The sequence below is a fragment of the Phosphitispora sp. TUW77 genome (genome assembly GCF_048453025.1).
GTDB lineage: Bacteria > Bacillota > Thermincolia > Thermincolales > UBA2595 > Phosphitispora.
Window position 1 is genome coordinate 289,838 of record NZ_CP156677.1, and the last position, 23,868, is coordinate 313,705.

Annotated in this window: 21 protein-coding genes; 18 read left to right on the plus strand and 3 right to left on the minus strand. The window is 43.1% G+C overall.

All coding sequences use genetic code 11. From position 1 onward, the window contains the following. Positions 1–3: 3 nt before the first annotated feature. Together cimA and acs are read left to right on the plus strand one after the other, a co-directional pair. The gene (cimA, locus tag ABFY19_RS01450) at positions 4–1,590 is read left to right on the plus strand and encodes a citramalate synthase (protein ID WP_418791495.1); all 1,587 of its coding nucleotides are present in this window, start codon (positions 4–6) and stop codon (positions 1,588–1,590) included. Positions 1,591–1,829: 239 nt separating this feature from the next. After that, positions 1,830–3,770 (plus strand): acetate--CoA ligase, encoded by a 1,941-nt coding sequence (acs, locus tag ABFY19_RS01455; protein ID WP_418791497.1) that lies wholly within the window; start codon positions 1,830–1,832, stop codon positions 3,768–3,770. Positions 3,771–3,795: 25 nt separating this feature from the next. On the opposite strand, the gene ABFY19_RS01460 is transcribed toward acs, so the two are convergent. The 3 genes from ABFY19_RS01460 to ABFY19_RS01470 are packed head-to-tail and all read right to left on the minus strand — an operon-like array spanning position 3,796 to position 5,602. Continuing rightward, a complete protein-coding gene (locus ABFY19_RS01460; RefSeq protein ID WP_418791498.1) occupies positions 3,796–4,503 on the minus strand; it encodes a DUF881 domain-containing protein in 708 nt (235 codons plus the stop codon). Further along, a complete protein-coding gene (locus ABFY19_RS01465) occupies positions 4,503–4,880 on the minus strand; it encodes a small basic family protein (RefSeq protein ID WP_418791499.1) in 378 nt (125 codons plus the stop codon). Before ABFY19_RS01465 ends, ABFY19_RS01460 begins: the two co-directional genes overlap by 1 nt. Then, positions 4,880–5,602 (minus strand): DUF881 domain-containing protein, encoded by a 723-nt coding sequence (locus ABFY19_RS01470; protein ID WP_418791500.1) that lies wholly within the window; start codon positions 5,600–5,602, stop codon positions 4,880–4,882. Before ABFY19_RS01470 ends, ABFY19_RS01465 begins: the two co-directional genes overlap by 1 nt. A gap of 263 nt (positions 5,603–5,865) precedes the next feature. On the opposite strand from ABFY19_RS01470, the gene cdaA reads away from it, so the two are divergent. The 16 genes from cdaA to ABFY19_RS01550 all read left to right on the plus strand — a co-directional run bounded on the left by cdaA (position 5,866) and on the right by ABFY19_RS01550 (position 23,785). Continuing rightward, a complete protein-coding gene (cdaA, locus tag ABFY19_RS01475; RefSeq protein ID WP_418791501.1) occupies positions 5,866–6,669 on the plus strand; it encodes a diadenylate cyclase CdaA in 804 nt (267 codons plus the stop codon). A gap of 3 nt (positions 6,670–6,672) precedes the next feature. Continuing rightward, positions 6,673–7,599, plus strand: coding sequence for a YbbR-like domain-containing protein (locus ABFY19_RS01480; protein WP_418791502.1), 927 nt, complete (start codon positions 6,673–6,675; stop codon positions 7,597–7,599). Positions 7,600–7,743: 144 nt separating this feature from the next. Beyond that, on the plus strand, positions 7,744–9,351 hold the full coding sequence (locus ABFY19_RS01485; RefSeq protein WP_418791503.1) for an NAD(P)/FAD-dependent oxidoreductase: 1,608 nt from the start codon (positions 7,744–7,746) through the stop codon (positions 9,349–9,351). A gap of 16 nt (positions 9,352–9,367) precedes the next feature. Further along, positions 9,368–10,717: a phosphoglucosamine mutase gene (gene glmM / locus ABFY19_RS01490; RefSeq protein WP_418791504.1), complete on the plus strand. Its 1,350-nt coding sequence runs from the start codon at positions 9,368–9,370 to the stop codon at positions 10,715–10,717. Positions 10,718–11,015: 298 nt separating this feature from the next. After that, a complete protein-coding gene (gene glmS, locus ABFY19_RS01495) occupies positions 11,016–12,845 on the plus strand; it encodes a glutamine--fructose-6-phosphate transaminase (isomerizing) (protein ID WP_418791505.1) in 1,830 nt (609 codons plus the stop codon). Positions 12,846–12,884: 39 nt separating this feature from the next. Continuing rightward, entirely contained in the window at positions 12,885–14,522 is a 1,638-nt protein-coding gene (locus tag ABFY19_RS01500) for an ATP-binding protein (protein WP_418791506.1), read from the plus strand. Then, the gene (locus ABFY19_RS01505) at positions 14,519–15,181 is read left to right on the plus strand and encodes a response regulator (RefSeq protein ID WP_418791507.1); all 663 of its coding nucleotides are present in this window, start codon (positions 14,519–14,521) and stop codon (positions 15,179–15,181) included. The genes ABFY19_RS01500 and ABFY19_RS01505 overlap by 4 nt, the downstream gene beginning before the upstream one ends. A gap of 383 nt (positions 15,182–15,564) precedes the next feature. Beyond that, complete coding sequence (locus ABFY19_RS01510; protein ID WP_418791508.1) at positions 15,565–16,944, plus strand: GMC oxidoreductase; 1,380 nt, start codon at positions 15,565–15,567, stop codon at positions 16,942–16,944. A gap of 203 nt (positions 16,945–17,147) precedes the next feature. After that, positions 17,148–18,272, plus strand: coding sequence for a hypothetical protein (locus tag ABFY19_RS01515; RefSeq protein WP_418791509.1), 1,125 nt, complete (start codon positions 17,148–17,150; stop codon positions 18,270–18,272). Position 18,273: 1 nt separating this feature from the next. Continuing rightward, entirely contained in the window at positions 18,274–18,474 is a 201-nt protein-coding gene (locus tag ABFY19_RS01520) for a hypothetical protein (protein WP_418791510.1), read from the plus strand. Positions 18,475–18,909: 435 nt separating this feature from the next. Beyond that, positions 18,910–20,151: a hypothetical protein gene (locus ABFY19_RS01525; RefSeq protein WP_418791511.1), complete on the plus strand. Its 1,242-nt coding sequence runs from the start codon at positions 18,910–18,912 to the stop codon at positions 20,149–20,151. A gap of 8 nt (positions 20,152–20,159) precedes the next feature. After that, positions 20,160–21,017 (plus strand): ATP-binding protein, encoded by an 858-nt coding sequence (locus ABFY19_RS01530; RefSeq protein ID WP_418791512.1) that lies wholly within the window; start codon positions 20,160–20,162, stop codon positions 21,015–21,017. Positions 21,018–21,166: 149 nt separating this feature from the next. Then, positions 21,167–22,429, plus strand: coding sequence for a hypothetical protein (locus tag ABFY19_RS01535; RefSeq protein ID WP_418791513.1), 1,263 nt, complete (start codon positions 21,167–21,169; stop codon positions 22,427–22,429). Positions 22,430–22,521: 92 nt separating this feature from the next. Then, positions 22,522–22,755 (plus strand): type I restriction-modification enzyme R subunit C-terminal domain-containing protein, encoded by a 234-nt coding sequence (locus tag ABFY19_RS01540; RefSeq protein ID WP_418791514.1) that lies wholly within the window; start codon positions 22,522–22,524, stop codon positions 22,753–22,755. Positions 22,756–22,782: 27 nt separating this feature from the next. Then, positions 22,783–23,493, plus strand: a complete 711-nt coding sequence (locus ABFY19_RS01545) for a Vitamin B12 dependent methionine synthase activation subunit (RefSeq protein ID WP_418791515.1) — start codon at positions 22,783–22,785, stop codon at positions 23,491–23,493. A gap of 163 nt (positions 23,494–23,656) precedes the next feature. Next, the gene (locus tag ABFY19_RS01550; protein WP_418791516.1) at positions 23,657–23,785 is read left to right on the plus strand and encodes a rubredoxin-like domain-containing protein; all 129 of its coding nucleotides are present in this window, start codon (positions 23,657–23,659) and stop codon (positions 23,783–23,785) included. The last annotated feature ends 83 nt before the right edge of the window (positions 23,786–23,868 follow it).

Below are 23,868 nucleotides of genomic sequence, written 5' to 3' on the forward strand. Positions count from 1 at the left end.
TTTATGAAGAAAGTATCTATTTATGATACCACATTAAGGGATGGTACCCAGGGTGAGGGGATTTCCTTTTCTGCTGAGGACAAACTAAAAGTTGCCCTTAAGCTTGACAGAATGGGAATTCAATATATAGAAGGAGGCTGGCCCGGCTCTAATCCTAAGGATATGGAGTTTTTTCAACGGATCAGGGAAGTCAAACTGGAACAAGCCACCATTGTGGCTTTTGGCAGTACCCGCAAACCGGGAGGCAAGCCATCCGAGGATAGCAGTATTGAGGCGCTCCTAAAGTCCGGGGTAAAGGCTGCGGCTATTTTTGGGAAGAGCTGGGACTTTCATGTTACCCATGCCCTGAAAACAACTCTCAAAGAAAATCTCCGGATGATTTCCGATACTATTTCTTACCTTAAGGAAAAGGGTCTTGAAGTGATATATGACGGTGAGCACTTTTTTGACGGGTATAAAAACAACCCGGATTATGCGATAGAGACAATACTTGCTGCCCAGGATGCCGGGGCTGATTTAATCTGTCTTTGTGATACCAACGGTGGCAGCCTTCCTGCAGATGTTATGGATGTAGTTGGTAAGGTGATATCTGCTGTGAAAATACCTGTCGGCATTCATACACATAATGACGGCGAGCTTGCAGTGGCCAATTCCCTGATGGCCGTAAGGGCTGGTGCGGTTCAGGTTCAGGGGACCATAAACGGTTTAGGGGAACGCTGCGGTAATGCCAATCTGTGTTCAGTAATCCCCAACCTGGCATTGAAAATGGGTTATCAATGTATTCCTAAAGATAAGCTGGAAGGTTTGACCGAACTGTCCCGATATGTCAGTGAGCTGGCAAATGTCATCCCCAACTCTCATCAGCCCTATGTGGGCAACAGCGCTTTTGCACATAAGGGCGGGATTCATGTTAATGCAATGTTAAAGCATCCCGAGACTTATGAACATATCAAGCCGGAAACAGTTGGAAATTCAAGGCGCGTGCTGGTGTCTGAACTCTCGGGAATGAGCAATATTGTTTATAAGGCTGAAGAATTGAACCTTGATATTGACCTCAGACGTACCAACCCGGAGACAAAGGCTGTCCTTGATGAAATCAAGGAACTGGAACACAAGGGGTTCCAGTTTGAGGGCGCAGAGGCATCTTTTGAGCTTTTGCTGAGAAAAGCCTTTAACGGATACCATGTGCCTTTTAAACTGGATACCCTCCGTATTATTATGGAAAAACGTGAAGAAAGCGATGTTTATTCTGAAGCTATCATTAAAATGAAGGTAGGTCAGGAGATTGTTCATACCGCGGCAGAAGGCAATGGCCCTGTAAATGCAATGGATAATGCGCTGAGAAAGGCCTTGGAAGGGTTTTATCCGGAAATTCACCAGATGCAGTTAGCGGATTACAAAGTTCGGGTACTTGATGGTAATGCCGGAACAGGGGCATTGGTTCGTGTACTTATTGAAACCCATGATAAACATGAATCCTGGGGCACTGTCGGGGTATCGGAGAATATCATCGAAGCAAGCTGGCAGGCTATGGTGGACAGTCTTGAGTATGGACTGTATAAATCTAAAAAGAAGAATAAAGAAGCTTAAGTTAGGGTCAACTAGATATAAAACATAACAAAACAACCTGTTTAGACCGTTAATTGGTCATGACAGGTTGTTTTTTTAATTTTAAATCCCCTCTTTCATTTTGTCTAATTTTGTTGTATATTTTAATAATAGAATTAAAAAATGGATTTTTTGTAAAATATTCCGTTTTTTACGAAAAAAAGAGATTTGCCATTTATGCAGCTGAAAAGCAAAGTAATTCTTGAAGGAGGGATAGGTTTATGCGGAAAGAGGGTATCTTGGAAAATGGAAGGATAGAAAACGGAGTGTTTTACCCGCCTGCTGAAATTTTGGAAAAGGCAAATGCCAAAGCGGATATTTATGAATTGGCAAAAAAGGACCGCCTTGGATTTTGGGATACTCAGGCTAAGGAACTGGTTAGTTGGTTCAAATCATATGATAAGGTCCTTGATGATAGTAATGCACCTTTCTATAAGTGGTTTGTCAACGGAAAACTGAACATGTCCTATAACTGTATAGACCGTCATGTCAAATCAGACCGACGCAACAAAGCAGCTATAATCTATGAAAGTGAAATTGGAAAACAAGTCTGCCTGACTTATGGGATGTTATATAAGTTAGTCAATAAGTTTGCTAATGCCCTGTCAGGTTTGGGTGTCAAGAAGGGCGACCGGGTAGTATTATATATGCCTATGATACCTGAAGCTGCGATTGCCATGCTGGCTTGTACCAGGATAGGCGCGCCGCATTCTCTTGTATTTGGGGGTTTCAGCCCGGATTCTCTTCGTGACAGGATTAATGATTGTCAGGCCAAAGTCTTGATTACATCTGATGGCAACTTCCGGCGCGGCAAACCGTTCCCTTTAAAAAACAATGCTGATAAAGCCATGGAAGACACACCTTCTATAGAAAAATGTGTTGTTGTTAAGAATGCCGGAAATGAAATCGATTTTGTTGAGGGACGTGATGTATGGTACCATGACTTGATGGCGAAAGCGGGCAATTATTATGAGCCTGAGCCCATGGATGCTGAGGATATGCTTTTTATCCTCTATACCTCAGGTACAACCGGCAAGCCCAAGGGTGTGGTACATACAACAGGCGGATATCTGGTACAGATACAGTCTACACTGAAGTATGTTTTCGATATTAAAGAAGATGATGTTTATTGGTGCACCGCAGATATCGGCTGGATAACCGGACACAGTTATGTTGTATATGCCCCTCTTGCTCTTGGAAGTACTACTTTCATGTATGATGGTACCATTGACTATCCTGACAAGGACAGGATATGGGAAATGGCTGAAAGGTACGGGGTGACCAAGTTTTATACTGCACCTACGGCTATTCGGACATTTATGAAGTGGGGTGTGGAATATCCCAAAAGACATGACCTGTCGGCAATTAAAATACTTGGTTCCGTAGGTGAGGCCATTAATCCTGAAGCCTGGATGTGGTATTATGAAAACATCGGCGGGGGTCAGGCGCCTATTATGGATACGTGGTGGCAGACAGAGACGGGAGCTTTCATGTGCACTCCTCTTCCCATCACTCCTCTGAAACCGGGGACAGCTACATATCCGTTTCCGGGAATTGAACTTGATATCATTGATGAACAGAAAAATCCGGCAGATGAGGGGTATCTTGTCGTGAAATCACCTTGGCCCGCTATGCTGCGGACTGTATATGGAGACGACCAGCGTTACATTGACACTTACTGGAAACATTTTGGAGATTGCTATTTTGCCGGTGATGGCGCCAAGAGAGATGAACTGGGATATATCTGGGTGACGGGCCGTGTGGATGATGTGCTTAACGTGTCTGGACACCGCCTGGGGACTGCTGAGGTTGAAAGTGCTTTGGATGAGTGTGAGGAAGTAGCTGAATCTGCGGTAGTAGGCAAAAAACATGCTGTTAAAGGAGAAGCTATTCATGCTTTTGTAATCTTAAAAGATGGTTTTACAGGAAATGCAGAGCTTATTGACAAACTGAGGAGGCATGTTGGTGTCAAAATAGGACCGATTGCCCGTCCCGATGATATCGTTTTTATAAGTGAACTGCCCAAGACCCGTTCCGGTAAGATTATGCGCCGTCTTTTAAGAGACCTTGCCGAAGGACGTGCCATAGGTGATGTGACTACCCTGGCCGACCCGGGGGCGATAAATGAAATCGCCGCTACATATTTAGGAAAAGAAGATTAGTCTGATAAAAAGTAAGGGGAGCGTATCACTTTGATATGCTCCCTTCGATTACTGTTTGAGTGTAATTAAAAGTTGGGGCGGAGGCTGAGGGCAGCCTCAGGGTTTCTTCTTGTTCAATTATTATGGGAATCTTGAAAAGGGTTCTTAGGTTGTCGACAATTCCAAATGGAATTGAAATGCCCTTTTCAAGGGAATTAGGCTCACCAATGGCTTTTATCTTATAGGGATATGAAATCCGGACACCATTAATAAGGACTGCGGTAAATTCACTATCAGGCATTATTGAGACACTGTTGGTAATTCTGAAGTCATTAACTGAAACAGCTTCTGCGCCGGAATTCCACAATTCGTTTATTATATCAATCATATCCTGATATCCAAAGTAGTTCTGGTCATTTTCCAAGATGGTAACCGTTATTCCCGGCCCTTGTACCGAAATAGTGCCAAGAGCTATATTTAGCTTCTGCTGTTCCCTTGTCATAGCTTCAAGAGCTGCTTTATTCTGGTCGGCGTTTTGCTGCAGCAGTTTTAACTGGGTCTTCAAGTCCCAAATTTCCTGAATAAGCTGATAGTATTTGGTAGTGAGGTTTTTAGCGATTGCCGCGAGGGTTTCATTGCTCTGGTAATTAAGGTCATCAGCCATTGCCTGATGGGTTTTAAATTGCAGGGAAAGCAGCAGGCCGAGACAGGCAAAGGCTATAATAAGGGTTAAAGGCCATTTTTTTGCGGACATCATGACACCTCACGACTGGTGGATTTTCTTTTGGCGGCTGAGTGCAGTATTTTTTCAATTAATTCACGTCTGATAACCGCCAGGTTCTGAAATATCCTGATACCAAAAACAAAAATAGCCACATAGTAAAGGTCAACACCAATCCAATCGCCCATCAGGACCATAAAAGCTGCAATTGAGCCGTTGATAAAAAAACCTGATATAAGGATTATGCCATCGTATCTTCCCTGCATAACCCCTTTGATTCCGCCCAGGGTAGAGTCAAGGGTTGCTAAAATAGCCACGGAAAGATATGTGGCAAAACCGGCAGGCAATGCAAAAACCAGTGCCTGGCCTGCCAAAAATCCCAGGAGAAGGGCCAACATTGCCAAAACCATTAATTTACACCTTCCTTTAACTGGAGTGGTGTTGCATAATTAAAGGTATAGCTTCCTTTATAAGTCGGAATAACTATATTATCTTTTCGTTGTAAGGTTACCGGGAACTTGCTCAGTTCCAGGGTAGTAAATTCCCCGCTCCTGACCATTTCTTCCATCAGCTTCTGATTTCCTATGGCACTGATTTCATAGGGAGGCGCTAAACGGTGAGTATTAACCAGAATGATGTTTCCGGCACACCGGATATCACTGGTTGATACTATCCGGCTGTTGTTCACGGAAATTGCTTCTGCTCCTGCAGCCCGCAGGTCATTTACAATATACAGGATACTGGTGTAATGTATGATGTGAAGATTGGCTTCCTCAGCAGAAGCTGATCGTGCCCTGTCCTGGTCGTTAAGGGTAATTATAATGCCTGGGCCTTTTACAATAGTGAGTCCTGATAAAAATCTGAGCTTTTCCAGTTCCTGCTGCAAAGGTTTTAATTCTGTTTGGGCTGTTGCAGTTAACTGATATTCTTCGATATTCTTCCTAATATCAGTAATTTCTGTTTCAAGTTCATGATTTTTTTGTTCCTGGGTCTTAATAACATTAACAAGGCCTTTATTTCTTGCTGCCATTGGGTTAAAGTCCTGCAGTTGGGTTTTCAGGTTGGAAGTAAAAAGCGTACCAAACAAAAGACACACCAGAGTTATAGAAAGATGCCATTTTTCCAGTTTCAATCAGGACTCTCCCTTCTTGCCTATTTAACCGGAGTTAATAATATGTTCTATAATCATGAATAAACTCCTGCTTTGGATATCCAAGAAAAAGCATAAGGGGAACAGGAGTTTTTAGGAAATTTGAATAAAGGAACAGGTGAGTACTTGCTTTGTGTCGAATTGTTAGACTAAGATGCGAAAATGGGCTAAGTGAGGACTTGATTGCACATAATATTAAGGTTAGTGTAAGTTTAGAACTGCTGATTTTGAAATGAGGTGTCAGAATGCTGTTTCAGCTGCCGGCCGTTAATTTGGTTAATATTGTTGACATCTTAGTAATGGCAGCTTTGATATATAAGTTATTTCAGTGGATTAAAGGTACCAGGGCCGTGCAGTTGTTAAAGGGGATTGTGGTCCTGCTGATAGCGACTACCATAAGTGACTGGCTTGGCCTTTATACCATTAACTGGATTCTGAAAAATATCAGGACAATGGTTGTTGTTGCCATTCCGGTTGTGTTCCAGCCGGAACTGCGCCGGGCTTTGGAACGTTTAGGAAGGGGCAAGTTTTTTGCCCGGCCGTTTACTTTTTTGGAAGAAGAAGATAAAAGCAGTGTTATTAATGAAATTATTCGTGCTGTTATAAACTTAGCCAAAAATAAAACTGGGGCCTTAATTGTCTTAGAACGGGAAACCGGTATTAATGACTATATCGAAACAGGAGTAAGTTTGGATTCCGTTATTTCGGGAGAATTTATTATAAATGTTTTTATTCCAAACTCACCGCTTCATGATGGGGCAGTTATCATACGAGGAGACCGGGTGGCTGCAGCAGGCTGTTTTCTTCCCCTTAGTGAAAACCCTAACCTGGGCAAAGAACTGGGAACCCGCCATCGTGCGGGAATTGGCATTACCGAAATATCAGATGCTATTGCCATAATGGTATCAGAAGAGACAGGCGTTATTTCCCTGGCCCGTGAAGGGAGAATTACCCGCAACTATGATGAAAAAACCCTCCGGGAAGTTCTTACGGGAATGCTTTTTCAAAAGCAAAATAATCATACTCAATTCTGGCACAGGAGGTCATAGACTTTGCGATGGTTTGAAAAGGGAGATTTGGGCTTAAAGGTCCTGTCCATTGCCCTGGCTTTTGTGTTGTGGGTGTACGTCTCCAATGAGCTGAACCCAACAAAGAATAAGGAATTTAAGGCTGTGCCGGTTGAGGTAAAGGGTGTTGGACAAAATTTGGCTGTTTCGGAAATGCCGGGTACTGTTAATGTTCAGGTTCAAGCCAACCAAAACGTGATAGCAGAACTTGATGTGCAGTCAATTGAAGTTTTTATTGACCTGAGTAGTATTGAATCCGGGGAAACGGTGGTTCCGGTACAGGTTAAGGTTCCGGAAGGGGTTAAGGTAGTAGACCTGAGGCCGCAGCAGGTCCGGGTAAACATTGAATCTATGGCCCAAAAGCAGGTTCCGGTGCAAGTTAGTTACCTGAATTCGCTCAAGAATGGGTACAAGCTCCTGGGTGTAAAGACAACCCCTGATGAAGTTATCATCAAAGGGCCGAAGAGTGTGATTGACCAGGTGACAGCGGTTGGTGTTGATATCCAATTGAAGGATAGGGAAAAGTCATTTGGGGAAACCCTGCCCATAAAGCTCGTTAATGATAAGGGCAGCTTCAATGATGAACCGTTTGTTGCCAGTTCGCCGTCGGTGGTCGAAGTATTTGTAACGCTTGCTCCTGATTTGCCTGTCAGGAAGGTAGGGGTTACCCCACAGATTACCGGTACGCCTGCTGCCGGATATACTGTTCTGACAACTGTAATTGAACCCGAGGAAATTACTATTACAGGTCAGTTAGAACTTATTGACGGCATTGAAAGTGTAACTACTCTGCCGGTGAATATCAGTAAGGCTAAAGAAGATTTCTATACTGAGGTTGGCCCTGACCTGCCTCAGGGAGTTTCTGCAGACAGGCAATTCCTGAGAGTACTGGTTAAAATAGGACGAAACTGAATGCTTAACAGACAACTTGATACAAAGCATATTATACAAAGTATATTATAATTATTATACATTGACATGGATTTATTATAGGAATATAATTTTTTATGGCTGCAGCAAACTGGAGTATTGCCGCTGCTTCAGGCGGGGGTTGTGATGTACAGGGTAACTGACATAAAAGTTAATATTGAAGCTGATTCTGAAGATATTTCCGCTCATATTGCCAGGAGACTGTCGGTTTCTCCGGTAGAGGTCGGGGATTATCATATAGTGAAAAAAGCCCTCGATGCCAGGAAAAAGAATCGTCTCTTTTTTGTGTATACTGTTGATGTTTCTCTTGGGAAGAAAGCGGCTGCAAGCATTATGCGCCGGAAGGTCTCCGGGGTTTTCTTAAAAGAACCCGAACCTGAAATTTCGGTAACACCGGGTAAGATGGCGATGTCTCATCGCCCTGTAATTGTGGGAGCCGGTCCTGCCGGGATTTTTGCGGCCCTCACTTTGGCCAGGAATGGTTTTCGTCCTTTAGTTTTTGAACGGGGTATGGATGTGGCAACTCGTGCCCGGGATGTTGAGCGATTCTGGCTTACCGGGATTTTGGATGCCGAGTCCAATGTCCAGTTCGGTGAAGGAGGGGCAGGTACTTTTTCTGATGGCAAGCTGACAACGAGGATTAATGACAGCCGTGTCCGGAGCGTCCTCAGGGATTTCGTAGCTGCCGGGGCGCCTGAAGAGATAATGTATCTAAACAAACCACATATTGGTACCGATAAATTAAGAACAGTTGTTAAAAACCTGCGTCTTTTCATGGAGAAAATGGGTGGGGAAATATATTTTGGATCAAAGGTGACCGGTCTGATTATCGAAAATGATATGGTCAAAGGTGTTGTTATCAATGGTGAACGCGAAATTTTTACTGATCTGGTAATAATGGCGGTAGGGCACAGCGCCAGGGATACATATGAGATGCTGGAAGAGGCAGGTTGTCCGCTGGATCAAAAGGCTTTTTCGATCGGGGTAAGGGTGGAACACCGGCAGTGTATGATAGATAAGGCTCAGTACGGCAGTTTTGCCGGACATCCCAGGCTGGGAGCGGCTGATTACCAGATGGTATATAAGAACAGTGACCTGAATAGAGCAGCTTATACCTTCTGTATGTGTCCGGGAGGCAGGGTTGTAGCTGCGGCTTCTGAGAAAAATACGGTTGTAACAAATGGAATGAGTGATTATGCCAGGGATACCGGTGTGGCTAACAGTGCGGTGGTGGTATCGGTGACTCCGGATGATTTTGGCAGTCTGCAGCCCCTAGCCGGGGTTGAGTTTCAGCGTAAATGGGAAAAAGCGGCATACAAGGCAGGTGGCGGTGATTATATTGCCCCTGCACAGTTGATGGAGGATTTCCTGGCAGGCAGACCTTCCAATAATCTTGGCGAAAATTCTTGGGCTACGTACCTTCCGGGCCTTAAACCGGGTGACCTTCACGATTGTTTGCCCGGTTATGTTACTTCAATGCTGGAGGAGGCAATGGAGTCATTTAACCGGAAGTTAAAAGGTTTTGCGGCATCCCAGGCTGTGTTGACCGGTGTAGAGACCAGGACTTCTGCTCCGGTGAGGCTTGTCAGGGATGCTGACCGGCAGTCTGTTGGTTTATCAGGGCTGTACCCCGCAGGTGAAGGGGCCGGATATGCGGGTGGCATAATCAGTGCTGCTGTTGACGGTATAAGGGCGGCAGAAGCTGTGATAGGTAAATTCCGCAAAGAGCTATAGAAAGGACGTTCATATAATGAGAGAGTTATTTGGCACCGATGGGGTCAGGGGAGTGGCCAACAGGGACCTGACTCCGGAGTTGGCATATAAAATTGGCAGGGCGGGTGCTTATGTTCTGACCAGAAAAGACCAAGGACCTGTTAAATCAACTGTGGTGATAGGGAAGGATACCAGGATTTCAGGTGATATGCTGGAAGCAGCCCTTATTGCGGGTATCTGTTCAGTCGGAGTCGATGTCCTCAGGGTGGGAGTCATGCCCACACCGGCTATTGCATTTCTTACCAGGGAACTTAAAGCTGCCGCGGGGGTAGTCATTTCTGCTTCCCACAATCCCGTAGAAGATAATGGAATTAAGTTCTTTGCCGCTACCGGGTTTAAACTCCCTGATGAAGTTGAAATTGAGATTGAGCGGCTGATAAGGGACGGTATTTCGGATTTGAATCGTCCTGTTGGTTCAGAAATAGGTTCAGTTAAGGAAATTGACGATGCCGGTGACCGGTATGTACAGTTTGCTGCCGGTACGGTTGGTTGCTCCCTGGAAGGCTTGAAGATAGTGATCGATTGTGCTAACGGCGCTGCTTTCGCCATGTCTCCCCGGGTTTTTCGGGAGCTAGGCGCAGAGGTCATCCCTGTTTTTAGTGAGCCGGATGGTATTAATATAAACAAAAATTGCGGCTCCACCCATCCTGAAGTGATTGCCGGAATGGTAGCAGAGTACGGGGCAGATTTTGGCCTTGCCCATGATGGTGATGCTGACAGGGTTATAGCTGTAGACGAGGAAGGCAATATTGTTGACGGGGACCATATTATGGTGATCTGTGGGACACACCTGAAAAGGAAGGGGAAACTTCCCCTGGATACGATGGTGGTTACTGTGATGAGTAACCTCGGCCTTTGGCTGGGGTTGAAAAATCAAAACATCCGGGTGTTGCAGACTCAGGTGGGGGACCGCTATGTGATGGAAGAGCTCCTGAAATCCGGGGCTGCTTTCGGTGGAGAACAATCAGGACACATTATTTTTCTTGAGCATAATACCACCGGTGACGGGATTGTAACCGGGCTGCAGCTTGCTGCAGTTGTAAAGGAAACCGGGAAAACGCTCAGTGAATTGGCTGCCCAGATGGAGAGGCTGCCCCAGGTGCTGGTTAATGTCAGGGTCAATGATAAGGCAGCAGCCATGGAAGCCACAGAAGTAATTGAAGCTATTCGCGCGGGCGAGAAAGTGTTGGGTGACACTGGGCGGATATTGGTAAGGCCGTCCGGAACCGAGCCTAAAGTAAGGGTTATGGCAGAGGGGCCTGATGAAAAGCAGCTTGAAGAGATTGTTGAAGGGATTGCTGCGGTTATTTCCAGGGCAGCAGGATAGTTTTTGTATGCAATTGTTGCCAGTTGGATATCGCGGACAATTATAATATAATGGAAGGTGGTGTAAGAGACAAGGTACGACAAGGTATTAATATGAACAGTTTTAGGCAGAAAGCTGCTGTAAGCGCCTGAACTCAGGGACAGTTATGATTCCGGAGTTGACGAGGATGGGGGTTTATCGACGGGTCGGCGGATGCCCCCCGGTTGACCACAACCGTAAAAAGGCATACAAAACCGTCCGGTGACGGGCGGTACAAAGGTGCCGGGTGGTTTTTCGATGAAGGAGATGTTAGAACATTATGTGCGGAATAGTTGGATATATCGGCCCCAGGTCAGTGGTGCCGGTTTTATTGGATGGTTTAAAAAAGCTTGAATACCGTGGTTATGATTCTGCAGGTATGGCTGTAATGGAGAAAAATAAGATACTGATTGTTAAAAGTGTGGGCAAAATAGCCAAGCTGGAAGAAAAAATAGATGCCTATACTCCTGAAGGGAATATCGGTATCGGTCATACCCGTTGGGCTACCCATGGAAGGCCTTCAGATATAAATTCCCACCCGCATTCCGACTGTACAGGTAAGTTTGCGGTAGTACACAACGGGATTATCGAAAACTATCTTGAACTGAAGGAATGGCTGGAATCTGAGGGACATAAATTTGTTTCTGAAACAGATACAGAGGTGATTCCTCACCTTGTAGAGCATTTTTACCAGGGGGACCTGGAAGCCGCAGTCCGGGAAGTAGCTGAGAGACTGGAAGGGTCCTATGCTTTGGTGGTCCTGTCCAAAAAGGAGCCCGGCAAGCTGGTGGCTTTACGCAAGGATAGCCCGCTTGTAGTAGGGCTGGGTGATGGCGAGTATTTCCTGGCTTCCGACATTCCTGCTACCCTGGCATATACCAGGGATAATTATATTCTGAATGATAGGGAAGTTGCCGTGTTAACAAAAGATGGAGTCAGGGTAACAGATTTTGAAGGTAATGAAATAGAAAAAGAGGTTTTCCATGTCCGCTGGGACGCGGTTGCCGCTGAAAAGGGCGGGTACCCGCATTTTATGCTGAAAGAGATTTATGAACAGCCCAAGGCCATTAAGGAAACTTTGAGCGGCAGATTATCGGCAGATAATAGGCAGGTAATACTCAATGAACTCAATATTCTTAATGGGCAAATCAGGGACCTAAACAATATATTTATTGTAGCCTGTGGTACGGCCTACCATGCCGGTATGGTCGGGAAATACGTAATTGAAGACTTGGCCAGGATACCGGTTACAGTGGATATTGCATCTGAGTTCCGCTACCGGAACCCGATAATCAAAAAAGGTGACCTGGTTATTGTGATCAGCCAGTCAGGGGAAACCGCTGATACCCTTGCTGCCCTGAGAGAGTCGCAAAAACACGGGGCCAAAGTCCTGGCAGTTACCAATGTGGTAGGCAGTTCGGTTGCCAGGGAGGCTGATGCTGTTATATATACCTTGGCAGGACCGGAAATTGCTGTGGCTTCAACAAAGGCATATTCCACTCAGCTTATTGCAATGTTCTTACTGGGGATTTATTTTGCCCAGGAAAGAGGGACAATAGATGAGGAATATGCGGAAAAGCTGATTGCCGAGATGCGGGAGCTGCCAGATAAGGCACAGGAAATACTGGATGACCTGGAAGACCTGGAGGGTTTCCTGAAAAAGTATGCCGAAGCCCAGAGTACTTTTTTCCTTGGGCGCGGCCTGGATTATGCGGTAGCCATGGAAGGCTGCCTGAAGCTGAAGGAAATCTCATATATGCATGCCGAGGCTTATGCCGCCGGTGAGCTGAAGCACGGTACCCTGGCCCTGATAGTTGACGGTGTACCGGTAGTGGCCCTGGCAACCCAGATGGACCTGTATGATAAGATGGTCAGCAACATTAAGGAAGTCAAGGCAAGGGATGCCCAGGTTATTGGAGTGACTTTCTACGGGAACAATGAATTTAAAAAGGTCGTTGACCATGTGGTTTATATACCGGTGACAGACAGGATACTGGCCCCAGTGCTGACGGTGATTCCATTGCAGCTGCTGGCATACCATATAGCGGTAGCCAGGGGCTGTGATGTTGATAAGCCGCGGAACCTGGCCAAGAGTGTGACGGTGGAGTAATAATCGGATGGTGATAATATACTGTCGGGTGGTGATAACATGCTGAAGGATCAGGTTTACGCGCAGGTGGAGCAACAGACGCCCTCTGCCGAACAAGTGACAGTTTTTCTTGAAACCGATCGAAAAGAGATTTGTGCCTCCTGTATTGAGTTGCTCCGGGAATTACCTGCATGGCACAGTTGGGAGAGCTCTTACCCAGACCTGAACCTCCTGGCGAGACGTGGATTGGATGCTTTTCTGGAGTCCCTGAGCAGTGGCAACTTTACCATATTTGAAAGTTATCTCGCAAACCTTAACATTGTTGATTTTAGCATGGACACTAATGTGGCCGATGCGATTGATGTGCTTTTTCTGATCAGGGAAGCCACTATGTCGGTATTGCGCAGGAGAGTACCGTGTGGAGCAGTTATCATGCTTGAAGCCTGTGCGCGCTTGGATGTCTGTTTGCGTTATGCGGTGAACTTTTTGGTGCGGCAGCATGCTCTGGCGACGAGCAATCAGTTAAGAGAGCGGCAAGAAAGAACGGCAACACTACTCAAGATTGTGGAGGCTGCTACCACTACGCTTGATTTGGACAGAGTACTGCAGCTGGTGGGAAGCGCGATCAGCACTGTCCTCAACGTGCCGCGTTGTGCCCTTGGCCTCGTAGATGAGGACCGCAGCCGGTTTATCTATCAGGTTGTTTCTTTGAACGAAAGTGTAGACTCTCCCAAGCTTACATCCACGATGAGCTTGAGTCACCCGCTGTCAGAGATGGGCACTTTGGCGGCACATATCCTTGAACGGCAAGAGCCGGTTGTGTGTGTGGATACAGAGACCGACCCTCGCGCGTTGGGTGAATGGAAGCATTTAATTCGATCTATTTTGGGTGTGCCGTTTATCGTGAAGGGACGGGTAGTAGCCATGGGATTTGCGTACACATTTGATGAGTACCGGGATTTCGATCAGGAGCAAATCGACCTTGCGTGCGGAATCGCCAACGCGGTCGCCCTGTGCATTGAGAATGCCTGGCTGCATCAGAAGATGAAAGAGATGGTCATCCTGGAGGAGCGAGACAGGCTGGCGCGTGAGATGCATGGCAATCTTGCCCAGGTGCTGGGTGCGTTGCAGCTAAAGGCCTCACAAGTGGCGGTCTGTTTCGACGGTCACCGAGTCCGGGAAGCGCACGACCGGCTGGGTGAGCTTGAGAATATAATCTCTGCGGCACATACAGACGTGCGGGAGACGATTTTTAATATGCGCAGTGTGTTTTCGCCTGAGTCTGGTTTTTTGCCTGCTCTGCAAGAGTATCTAACCGCTTACAAGACTCGCTATGGCCTCGACGTTCAGCTAGAAGCGGAGGATGATCTGGAACCGGATTGGACCGGGGATGTCATGCTGCAGGTAGTGCGTGTTATTCAGGAAGCACTGACGAACGTGCGCAAGCACGCAAGGACAGATCGCGCCAAAATATGCATCCGGCACCTTGAAGATTGGGTACAGATCAGTGTGCTCGATCGAGGGTGTGGATTTGATCCGCGACAGGTGATGAGCCAGGCGGGGCATCACGTGGGGCTGCAGCTTATGCGTGAACGAATGGAGAGTATGGGCGGGCGGCTGGAGATCGAGTCCCAGTTCGGTGATGGCACCTGTGTGATACTGTCGTTGCCGTCGTCGGCAAATAGAGGGAACGTATGAAAACGTTACGTGTTTTGTTGGCGGATGATCATGTTCTTTTTCGTCGCGGGGTGGCCGACGTCCTGGCATCTCGTGCTAACCTGGTGGTCGTGGGGGAGGCCGAAAATGGACTCCAGGCGGTTGAGCTGGCAAAGGAGACCAAGCCCGATTTGATTTTGATGGATATTGCAATGCCCCACATTGATGGCCTAGAGGCCATGAGACAAATCAAGCAGGAGATGCCGGAGGTCAAGATTGTCATGCTGACGATTTCGGATGACGATGGCGATCTTTTTGAAGCAATCCGATCGGGTGCTCAGGGATATCTGCTCAAGGATCTCAAGGAGCACCAGTTATTCGATATGATTGAGGGCGTGTCGCGTGGCGAAGCTTTCTTTTCCGGCGTGGTGGCTGCCAGGATCCTGCAAGAGCTGGGCCACCCGATGTGGGAAGGAACGCAAGAAACAGAGGTGTTGGATCCGCTGACCAAGCGAGAGGTCGAGGTCCTGGAACTGCTGGTGCAAGGCTTGTCGAATAAGGAGATTGGTTCGGCCTTGAATATCACGACAGGTACCGTCAAAAATCACCTGACCAATATACTGGACAAGCTCCATCTGCACAACCGGGTGCAGGTTGCGGTGTACGCTGTGCGCGAAGGGTTGGTAGAAGAGCCGGAATAGACGGAATAGGCCACTTGTCATATGCTATTCCCGTTCTTATCCCCTATAAGGGGGATCAGGGATGTAACCATTTGTCATAGAGAACTGTCACAAGACAGTTCTTTTTTCTTTGTCCGAATGTGCGTATTGGGACTTATGCCAGTGGCGGCAGCGTGGTATAGTGGTTGTATAAGGGAGGATCGCATGTCCAGGGCACAAGTACTGGATGTGCTGCGTCAACAACGGGTTGTTTAAGGAGGTCGCGGATTTGTTGGAAGCCATCAGGCAGTCTGTTGCCTTCAAGAACGACCTTGTCGGCCAGGCCCTTGACTCGCCGGACCAAGTTACTGGTAGCAGATGAGAGAGCCTAGCTTGAAACATTTATCTGACAAGGAGGCGGTACCATGGCGAAGAAGAAGGTCAAGAGAATGGATGGGTACGATGTAGTGATTGTAGGAGGCGGTCCCTGTGGTTGTGTCCTGGCCAATGATTTAACTAAGGCCGGGAAAAAGGTTATTCTGATAGAAAAGGGAGGTAACAATCTAAAAGGCTTAGGTTCTATGTTCGGCATGACTAATGGAGAGCACATGGAGAAAGCCAAGGGAAGCGTGTGGCAAAAGACAATTGAAGGAGATGGCGTAGTTATCGGCACCGGGATGGGAGGAGGATCGTATCTGTACGCGGGGATCGTCGGTATGCCGCAGTTTGAGGCATTTGATGAGGTGGGAATGGATCTGAGACCTTTCCTCGAGGAAGCCAAAAGGGAGACGTGGGTCTCGAAAACACCCGATGAATTCATAGGTCCACAGACAAGACGGATGCTGGAAGTGTGCCACAAGCTTGGTCTTCCTTTTGAGCCGGCCTATCGGCACATCAAATTTGATAAATGCGAGTATGGCTGCACGAGTGCGGCATTCGGGTGTAAAAGGCATGCCAAATGGATGGGGTATTATGCGGCCAACGAAGCCGCGGAGCGTGGTGCTACGTTACAAATCTACACCGATATCAAGGAAGTCATTGTTGAAAATGGCGTGGCCGTGGGTGTTAAGGGCAAGGGCGTCAAGGATGGCATTGACTATGAAATCCGCGGGAAACTAGTCGTATCTTCAGCAGGCGGTCTGGGCTCCGCCATGATTGCGCGGAGTGCGGGGATTATGTCGGCCGGGAACATGCTGTTTGGAGACCCGAGCATATCATCTTTTGCCTTGTTACCACCAGGCACAAAAGGCAGTTTTTATGAGCACGGGACTTCTATCTCTATGATGGATGATGAGCATGGTTGTCTCTTTTCTACGACTGTAACCTGGCCGCGAATGTTTTGGTCAATGTACCAGCTTATGGGAACTGGAGGAATTCGCGGAGCCGTGAAAACATTCAGGGAATTTCCGCGCATATTCAGCATTTTTAATAAAATTCACGATGCAGGCATAGGACAGATTACCTGGGATGGTCGTGTTTCCAAAATCCTCACCAACGAAGATGATCAAAAGATGAACTACTGCAGATACATTAATACCAAAATCATGACTGAAATGGGTTGCGACCCCAGTACAATTCACCACACCCTAAGTAGAATACCGGGAGGCATGACGTTTGGTCACCCGGGCGGCACCTGTTCAGTCGGCACGGTTGTAAACAACAAGCTGGAGACCGAGGTCAAAAACCTCTTTGTGTGCGATATCAGCTCACTGCCAGGAGCGCCGTCAAGGCCGCCTGTTCTGACATTAGTGACGCTCGCCAAGTGGTTTGTGCCGCAGTTGTTGGGTCGATTGAATGCCAGTTAAAGCCAAAACTGAGTACTATTGCGCAGCGATCGCTGCGTCCATTAAACGGTCCCCGCATGCTCGAATAAGCAGCGGGGATTATTTTTATCTAAGATAAAATTAGAAAAACTTGGTTTACACTCTTTTCAAATATTAACAATTTGTGGTAAGATGATAATAACTAAAAGGTTATGATATTCAAAACCTTTTTCGGAGGTTCAAAGTTGGGATACATACTCTTCATGATGTTAGGGGCTGTTTTTGGACTAGTATTTTGTATTTTGCTTTTTCAAATGGACAGCCAATGGAAATGGATATTCTCAATTGGCGGTGGTGGAGGATTTATAGCATCTTTTCATTCGATAATGAATACTCTAAAAATAACACAAAACCGTTTGCCTTTATTTGTTTGTTATGTTTTTTCAATGATTGTTTGTGGGATTGCCATTTTTTTGTTTCTATGTTGGCGTTTGAATAAACAGGACTTTCAATATAAATTACGCCCTATGGACATTATATTGGGTCGTAAAAATACATTAGAAGAATATTACGCGAGTAGACGGAATGAAATTGATAAGCAATTAAATATTTATGAATTGGAAGCAAAACGATTGGAGTTGGAGGCTAAGGAGAAAGCAATATTAGATAAAGAACGGTTCATTGAAGAACAGATGGAAAGAGCTAAAGAGGTAGCTGCCACAGGCACATATATAGAATTACCCTATAATAAAACGGTTTCTATTGATAATTCTTTTCTAAATGTCTTGCCTGAATTCACATTTAACCTTGCTAATTATGTTAAAGAACTAAATAAGCTGACAGAACAATTCCTAGATAAATATCCGGGTAGAAGAGAAGAGGATTTTGCTTATTTGAAAGGTTACTTACTTGCAATTTGTAATTATACTTCTTTATATTTATTTGATTCAAATACAAATGTTAGAACTCATTTTAGGTACCTGGATGAAGATAATAACTATGTGAAATTGGTTGCTTCTGTGGGTTCTTCTCCGGTAAATCAACCTCTTACACCTATATGCAGCAGTAAAGGGATGATACACGAAGCAGGAAGAATGAAAAGGTCGGTAATAAAAAGTTTGAATGCTGATTTTCACATTACGGCGTGTAATGACCATATTTGGGAAGATTATATAACTGTTGTGTTTGATAATTTTTATGTAAATACACAACCCGTAATAACAATGGGGATTTCTGTTAAAAACAAAGAACATTACAGAAGGAATCTTTACTTTTTAAATCATTGTAAGATTGAAATGATAATTCAAGAGAATCTTTTAAAAATGCATGAGAAATGCAACATTTTAGATTGTATAAAAGGGGTGGCTTAATATGGCTGTAATTAATAAGGTCGATGCATTTATAAAAGCTGCTGAAATTTTTTCTTCAGAAGAGTACAGCAAGGAAGCTGCGGTAGTGGCAAAAATTATTACAAGGGCTTTGGAAGAGGATAAGAAAAACAATACGTATTCAACTCATATTCGTTTATCCAGGGAAGAAAAAAAGGCATTCAATGTAAGTTTCACCTATTAGTATGTCACGGCCTAACCAGGCAGAGGCAGGCCATTGCCTGGTTAGGTACAACTACCGCCAAAAGAGCGGTCAAAAGGATTACAGGCAAAGCAGCCAACTATTTAGGGGGCTGCTTTTTTGGTGGTGCGGTAATCGCCTGCCGGGAAATGTGGCTGGAAAAAGTAAGGCAGGTCAATGATGCAAATGAGGTGTCCGGAAGAAAAAAGAACGCACATATAGACAAGAAGTGGTAAAATATCTTATAATATTCATAGCTGGGAAATTTAAACATAATGTATGGGGGAATTGGGGGACAACCGCAAATTGTTTAGGTTGCCCTTTTTTGTTGGACTTAAAGTAAGTTAAATAGGGCGGTAATGTCTATAATGGGAAATTGGAATGAACAGAATGTAGGCTTAATAGTAGAAGCTAAATATCATTAAAAAGAGGTGTAAAATGAGCAAAAAATATAGGTTGACTTTGATGATATTATCCATTGTCACATTATTGACGGTTGGATGGTTTATAAATCGAGATTTTTCCTTTGCGATAAATGATTTTTGGTTTACAGCAGGATTGCTTTTGTTGGTAATGTTATCATTAATTGATCAACCTCATTTTTCAAAGGACTCAAATATTTTTGTGAATGGTATTACTGCTGCACTATCTTTACTCTTAGTGCCTAAGGATGGACGAGATTATATTTTTTGGATATTTCTTAGTTTTGTTTTCTACCTCGTGGTAAGCAGCTATATTCTGATGTGGATTCGTAAGGATAAACTGAAAGAGGAACATAAAGTGGTACAATTTGTCTCACGATTAAATCGGGAAATTGGAAAGCCTGAAGTCATTTTCTCTGCGTTTTTCTTATGGGGTGGCATTCGTCAATATACTATGAGTTCATCCGAATTCAACGCTTTGCTTTGGTTTTGGATTATCTTTATGATTCTTAACATTCCTTCTTTAGCAGCTACTATCGAAGAATTATTTAATAGAAAAAAAAATAATAAAGTAAATGAAAATGCTATTGGTACAATTTTTGGAGTGCAATCAAATAACACTTTTTTAGTCAAGCTGGGTGAAGATAGAAAAACACCAACGAGCGTCTTTGACTTTGTAGAATTTGAATACTCTATTGACAAGGGAAAACGAAAGGGATTAGTGTTGGATGTGTATTTACTCAACCAAGAACAATGGATTAAAGTCTTATGTACTCAAGAAATTAATTCTCTGTTTACAAGCGATTTAGAAAAATGTGATGCCGATGTTGTCTATAAAATTACACCACCGCAAGATTCTGACTACTTGAAAAGATTTATTGGAATAGTGTCGGAGAACTCTTTGATAGAAAAGATTAAGTTTATTTATAACTCAAAAGTTGAAATAAGCGAAGGACAATTGATTGAATTATCTATTGGCAAGCATAAGATTTTGTATCAAATTGTGCAAGGTATTGCAAAGGTTGAACAACTTGAAAAAAAGAATGAGTCGAGCTTTATTGTAGGTGAAGCAATTCAACTGGGCGAGTGGAGTGTTGAAATAGGGCGATTTGAACAATTTGGATGGGTTCCAAGTATTAACACTCCAATTTATTTGGCATCCAGCATTTCAGAACCAAAGGTTACAGATAACGAGTATAATATTGGCTATATTCCCGGCACTAATTATCCTGTATCATCAATAAGGAAACTGCTATAACACACCATATGGCGGTTTTGGGCGTAACAGGATCTGGCAAATCTGTTTTTACGAGAAAATTAATTGACCAAATTTCTACCGATACTACAAAAGTGATAATCGTAGACTTAACAGGAGAATATAAAACACGATTCAAGAATATTGAGCCTATCATCTCAAATAAAGATGCAGAAGTTTCATTCAAAGCAATTGAAGATATTGCAATTGAAAAAGCAAAATTTGCAAATCAGCAGAATAAGGAGACTATCAAGAATAACGAAAAAATTATTAAACAGGCGTTCTACAATTCAATAAAGGTATTTTTAGAAAGCGATAAAAACAAGGCTATTTTTGAGCTACCGGATATTTCTAACAACTCCGATATTCTCGAATACACTAAGTGGTTCTTTTGGGTGTTATTCAAAATAGCAAAAACCAAAAGCAACTTTAATAAAAGAGTTTGTGTTGTTTTAGAAGAAGCCCATACAATAGTGCCAGAGCTTAATTCAATGGGTGTATCCGATTTTGCTTCAAAGGCGACGGTTAATAGCATTGCACAGATTGCGTTACAAGGAAGAAAATATAATATTGGATTTATCGTTATTGCACAGAGAACTGCAAATGTTTCAAAAACAGTTCTCACTCAATGTAATTCAATAATTTCTTTCCAACAACTTGATAAAACAAGCAGTGACTTTCTGTCTAATTATATGGGGAATGACTTTCTTAGTGTATTACCTAAGTTAAAATTTAGAACAGCAATTGCAATGGGCAAGGCATTTAGGTCTACTGTACCAATGATTTTTGAGATCCCCAACATTGAGGAAACGATTTATGAAACTATACCAACAATTGACGAAGAGCCACAGAAACATGCAATTGATTAAGTAAAGAACAATGTTTCTGATATTGCGGATTTAAATCAAAGTTGAAAATTATATTTCCAGAATAAATTGATAGGGAAGGGCCTGCATATATTTGTTTTGTAGTGATATGCCCCTTGACTTATCTACTCGGAAGGATGAAATATATAGACATGAAATGGCCAATTTCTAATGCGGATTTTTACCGAATTAATAGTGGTGAAATTATTGAAATTAAAAATAGGAGTAAACTTGATGAGGAATTTTATGAATATGCTTTGAAGTTCAAAGATTCCGCACATATACTTACACAGTATCTTTTAGATGATACTGATATTAGCAAACTAGATACTTATTTTTTCCCGGTAGCTTACTTATATAGACATAGTATTGAGTTGATTTTAAAAACGATTGGTTTTAAATATATAGTTAACCTGGAACCAAGAAAAGCATTTGTTAAAGAGACATTTCACAATTTATCACTAATATTGGAGACAATTACACCTTTTATTCAAAGTCTAATAGATAAGGATAATGATGCATATACTTGGCTTGTCTCTTATTTTAATGATATTAATGCAATGGACAAACAATCTGACTCTTTTAGATATCCTTTTGGGATTTCTGTTGAGAAAAAAGACCTTTTATTTGAAGTGCAGAAAAAGTATTCGATAAAACTTATATTTGATGAACAAACACATATTAACTTAGTGGCATTTGCAAATAAGATGGAAATTGCTTTTGAATTATTGGACTCGCTTTATCAAGAGAAATTTGGGTCCTGTATTTATTACAAGAAATATAAACCAATTTTTCTCGAAGAAGGTGGAGGTTATTATGGTCAATGTGTTGTAGGTTATAAATTTAGTTTTAAAAAATTTTACCCATATGTTAAAGCATACACTGAGTCAGGGGAATATTTTCATGAGAAAATCTGCGAAAATAAAAGTTTAAAAGACACATTATTTATCCCAATGTGTTATTTATATAGAAACGCAATAGAATTATCTTTAAAAGAAACGTTATTTGAAGAGTGTTCTTTTAATTTTCAAGAAGCAATCAAGCACCTTAACAAGAAGAAGCATAGTATTCTAAGTTTATGGAATTTGATTAAAGATGAAATTAAAGAACATGCTAATGCACCGGAAGATGATATCACTGTGACAAATGTCGAAAAATATATTAATCAACTTCACAATGTGGATGGAAGTTCAGACAAATTTAGATATCCTACAAATAAGCACCTTGACCTACATTTCAAGCGAAAGAAGAAATTTGATATTGATAATGTAAATAATTTCTTTGGTGAATTAGCATCATTTTTAAGTGCTGTAAATACGATGATGTCGGTGCATAATGAATGGAAGGCTGAAATGGAAGCAGAGTACCGCTCTGATATGGCATCCTATTGTGACATAAGCGACTATTATGATTAGTGAATATCTTCAACAAGGCACGTAAAGACCAACTTCCCCTAATCCATAAAATCAGAAATATAAAACACCATCCCAAATAAAGAATAGCTGAATTGATTATAGTCCTATGCAGGATTTCTCATCTCAATGCAAATCAAATTGTATTTGTCAATAAAGTGATTGATTACATTGAACAGAACGGCTATGTCAAAAATGTGGCTGAACTTACCAGACCCCCATTTGACAAGCCACAAACCTTTATTAAATTATTTGATGTTGATAAACAGAAAAAATTTGTTAAAATAATTAATGAGGTCAAAGACAATGCTACAAAAATTATTAGTTAGCATGAAATCTTATAAGGATGTGAGATAATGACAGATTCGGAAATATTGAAACTTGAATTGCCTGAGATAACCTTGGAAGATGTATTTCAAGCCCAAGCTGCCGATTACAGCAAACGCTCCCCCAGTCAAAAGGTTATTGATATGCACCATAAAATAATGGAAGAAGCCAAGGACTTAATTTCCCCAACTGCTGTGTTGTGTGAAATTGCGGTAAAAAGTGTTGGGGAGAACCAATTAATTCTTGAAGACGGTCACACATTAAACAGTGAATTATTAGTTAAAGTTGCCAATACTGCGGAAAAGGTGTTATTATTCATTTCGACCATTGGTATTGCAATAGAAGACCGGGCCGCAGAATATAAAAAAGCCGGGAAAAGAATGGAAGCCTTTGTTTGCGACCCTGTTGGCACAGCTTATTCTGTAATCAGCGCGTATTCTACAATCGAAAAAATTCAAAAACAGTATCATGATAAAGGTTTTAAGACCACCTTTCCCCTTAGACCGGGACACTCGTATTGGACTCATAGAGAAGACATGAAGACTATTTTTAAGATTCTCAGGCCGGAGCGCATTGGTATTGAGCTAACAGAATCCAATTTAATTATTCCATTTAAATCTATTGCTATGGTAGTTGGAATTGGAAAAGATTTGCCAGACCTCAACGGAAAAACTAATTGCGATTTTTGCACCATGAACGATAGATGCAGGTCAAAAAACGGTACCGTGGCAATGTGTTAATAAGAGGCTTCAAATTTTTCTTGTTTACATAACGCGGAACGCCCCTGTCTAAGGTGGCGTTTTTCTTATGCCAACAGGCACACTATAGTAAACAAACATATATGACTTGGGTTTATAATATGATATAATTAATTACAAAATTAGAAATTTAAGGAGTGATATAATGGCAAAATGGCGGTGCAGGGTTTGCGGACATATCGTTGAATCTGATAAAGCACCTAGTGGATGTTCAAAATGTATGTTAGGTGCGCTGGTGTTTGAACGTATGGAAGATACCGATGTGAAAGCATAAATAAATATGTCGGATGGTATTTTAATATTTAGTTTCTGGTGTTATGTTCAAGGGGGTTCTCCTTGAACTTTTTGTTTTTTCCC

Bases quoted from the DNA above. Each gene is read 5' to 3' on its own strand.
- cimA (WP_418791495.1), top strand. From the start codon at position 4: ATGAAGAAAGTATCTATTTATGATACCACATTAAGGGATGGTACCCAG.
- acs (WP_418791497.1), top strand. From the start codon at position 1,830: ATGCGGAAAGAGGGTATCTTGGAAAATGGAAGGATAGAAAACGGAGTG.
- ABFY19_RS01460 (WP_418791498.1), bottom strand. From the start codon at position 4,503: ATGTCCGCAAAAAAATGGCCTTTAACCCTTATTATAGCCTTTGCCTGT.
- ABFY19_RS01465 (WP_418791499.1), bottom strand. From the start codon at position 4,880: ATGGTTTTGGCAATGTTGGCCCTTCTCCTGGGATTTTTGGCAGGCCAG.
- cdaA (WP_418791501.1), top strand. From the start codon at position 5,866: ATGCTGTTTCAGCTGCCGGCCGTTAATTTGGTTAATATTGTTGACATC.
- ABFY19_RS01485 (WP_418791503.1), top strand. From the start codon at position 7,744: ATGTACAGGGTAACTGACATAAAAGTTAATATTGAAGCTGATTCTGAA.
- glmM (WP_418791504.1), top strand. From the start codon at position 9,368: ATGAGAGAGTTATTTGGCACCGATGGGGTCAGGGGAGTGGCCAACAGG.
- glmS (WP_418791505.1), top strand. From the start codon at position 11,016: ATGTGCGGAATAGTTGGATATATCGGCCCCAGGTCAGTGGTGCCGGTT.
- ABFY19_RS01500 (WP_418791506.1), top strand. From the start codon at position 12,885: ATGCTGAAGGATCAGGTTTACGCGCAGGTGGAGCAACAGACGCCCTCT.
- ABFY19_RS01505 (WP_418791507.1), top strand. From the start codon at position 14,519: ATGAAAACGTTACGTGTTTTGTTGGCGGATGATCATGTTCTTTTTCGT.
- ABFY19_RS01510 (WP_418791508.1), top strand. From the start codon at position 15,565: ATGGCGAAGAAGAAGGTCAAGAGAATGGATGGGTACGATGTAGTGATT.
- ABFY19_RS01520 (WP_418791510.1), top strand. From the start codon at position 18,274: ATGGCTGTAATTAATAAGGTCGATGCATTTATAAAAGCTGCTGAAATT.
- ABFY19_RS01525 (WP_418791511.1), top strand. From the start codon at position 18,910: ATGAGCAAAAAATATAGGTTGACTTTGATGATATTATCCATTGTCACA.
- ABFY19_RS01530 (WP_418791512.1), top strand. From the start codon at position 20,160: ATGGCGGTTTTGGGCGTAACAGGATCTGGCAAATCTGTTTTTACGAGA.
- ABFY19_RS01535 (WP_418791513.1), top strand. From the start codon at position 21,167: ATGAAATGGCCAATTTCTAATGCGGATTTTTACCGAATTAATAGTGGT.
- ABFY19_RS01545 (WP_418791515.1), top strand. From the start codon at position 22,783: ATGACAGATTCGGAAATATTGAAACTTGAATTGCCTGAGATAACCTTG.
- ABFY19_RS01550 (WP_418791516.1), top strand. From the start codon at position 23,657: ATGGCAAAATGGCGGTGCAGGGTTTGCGGACATATCGTTGAATCTGAT.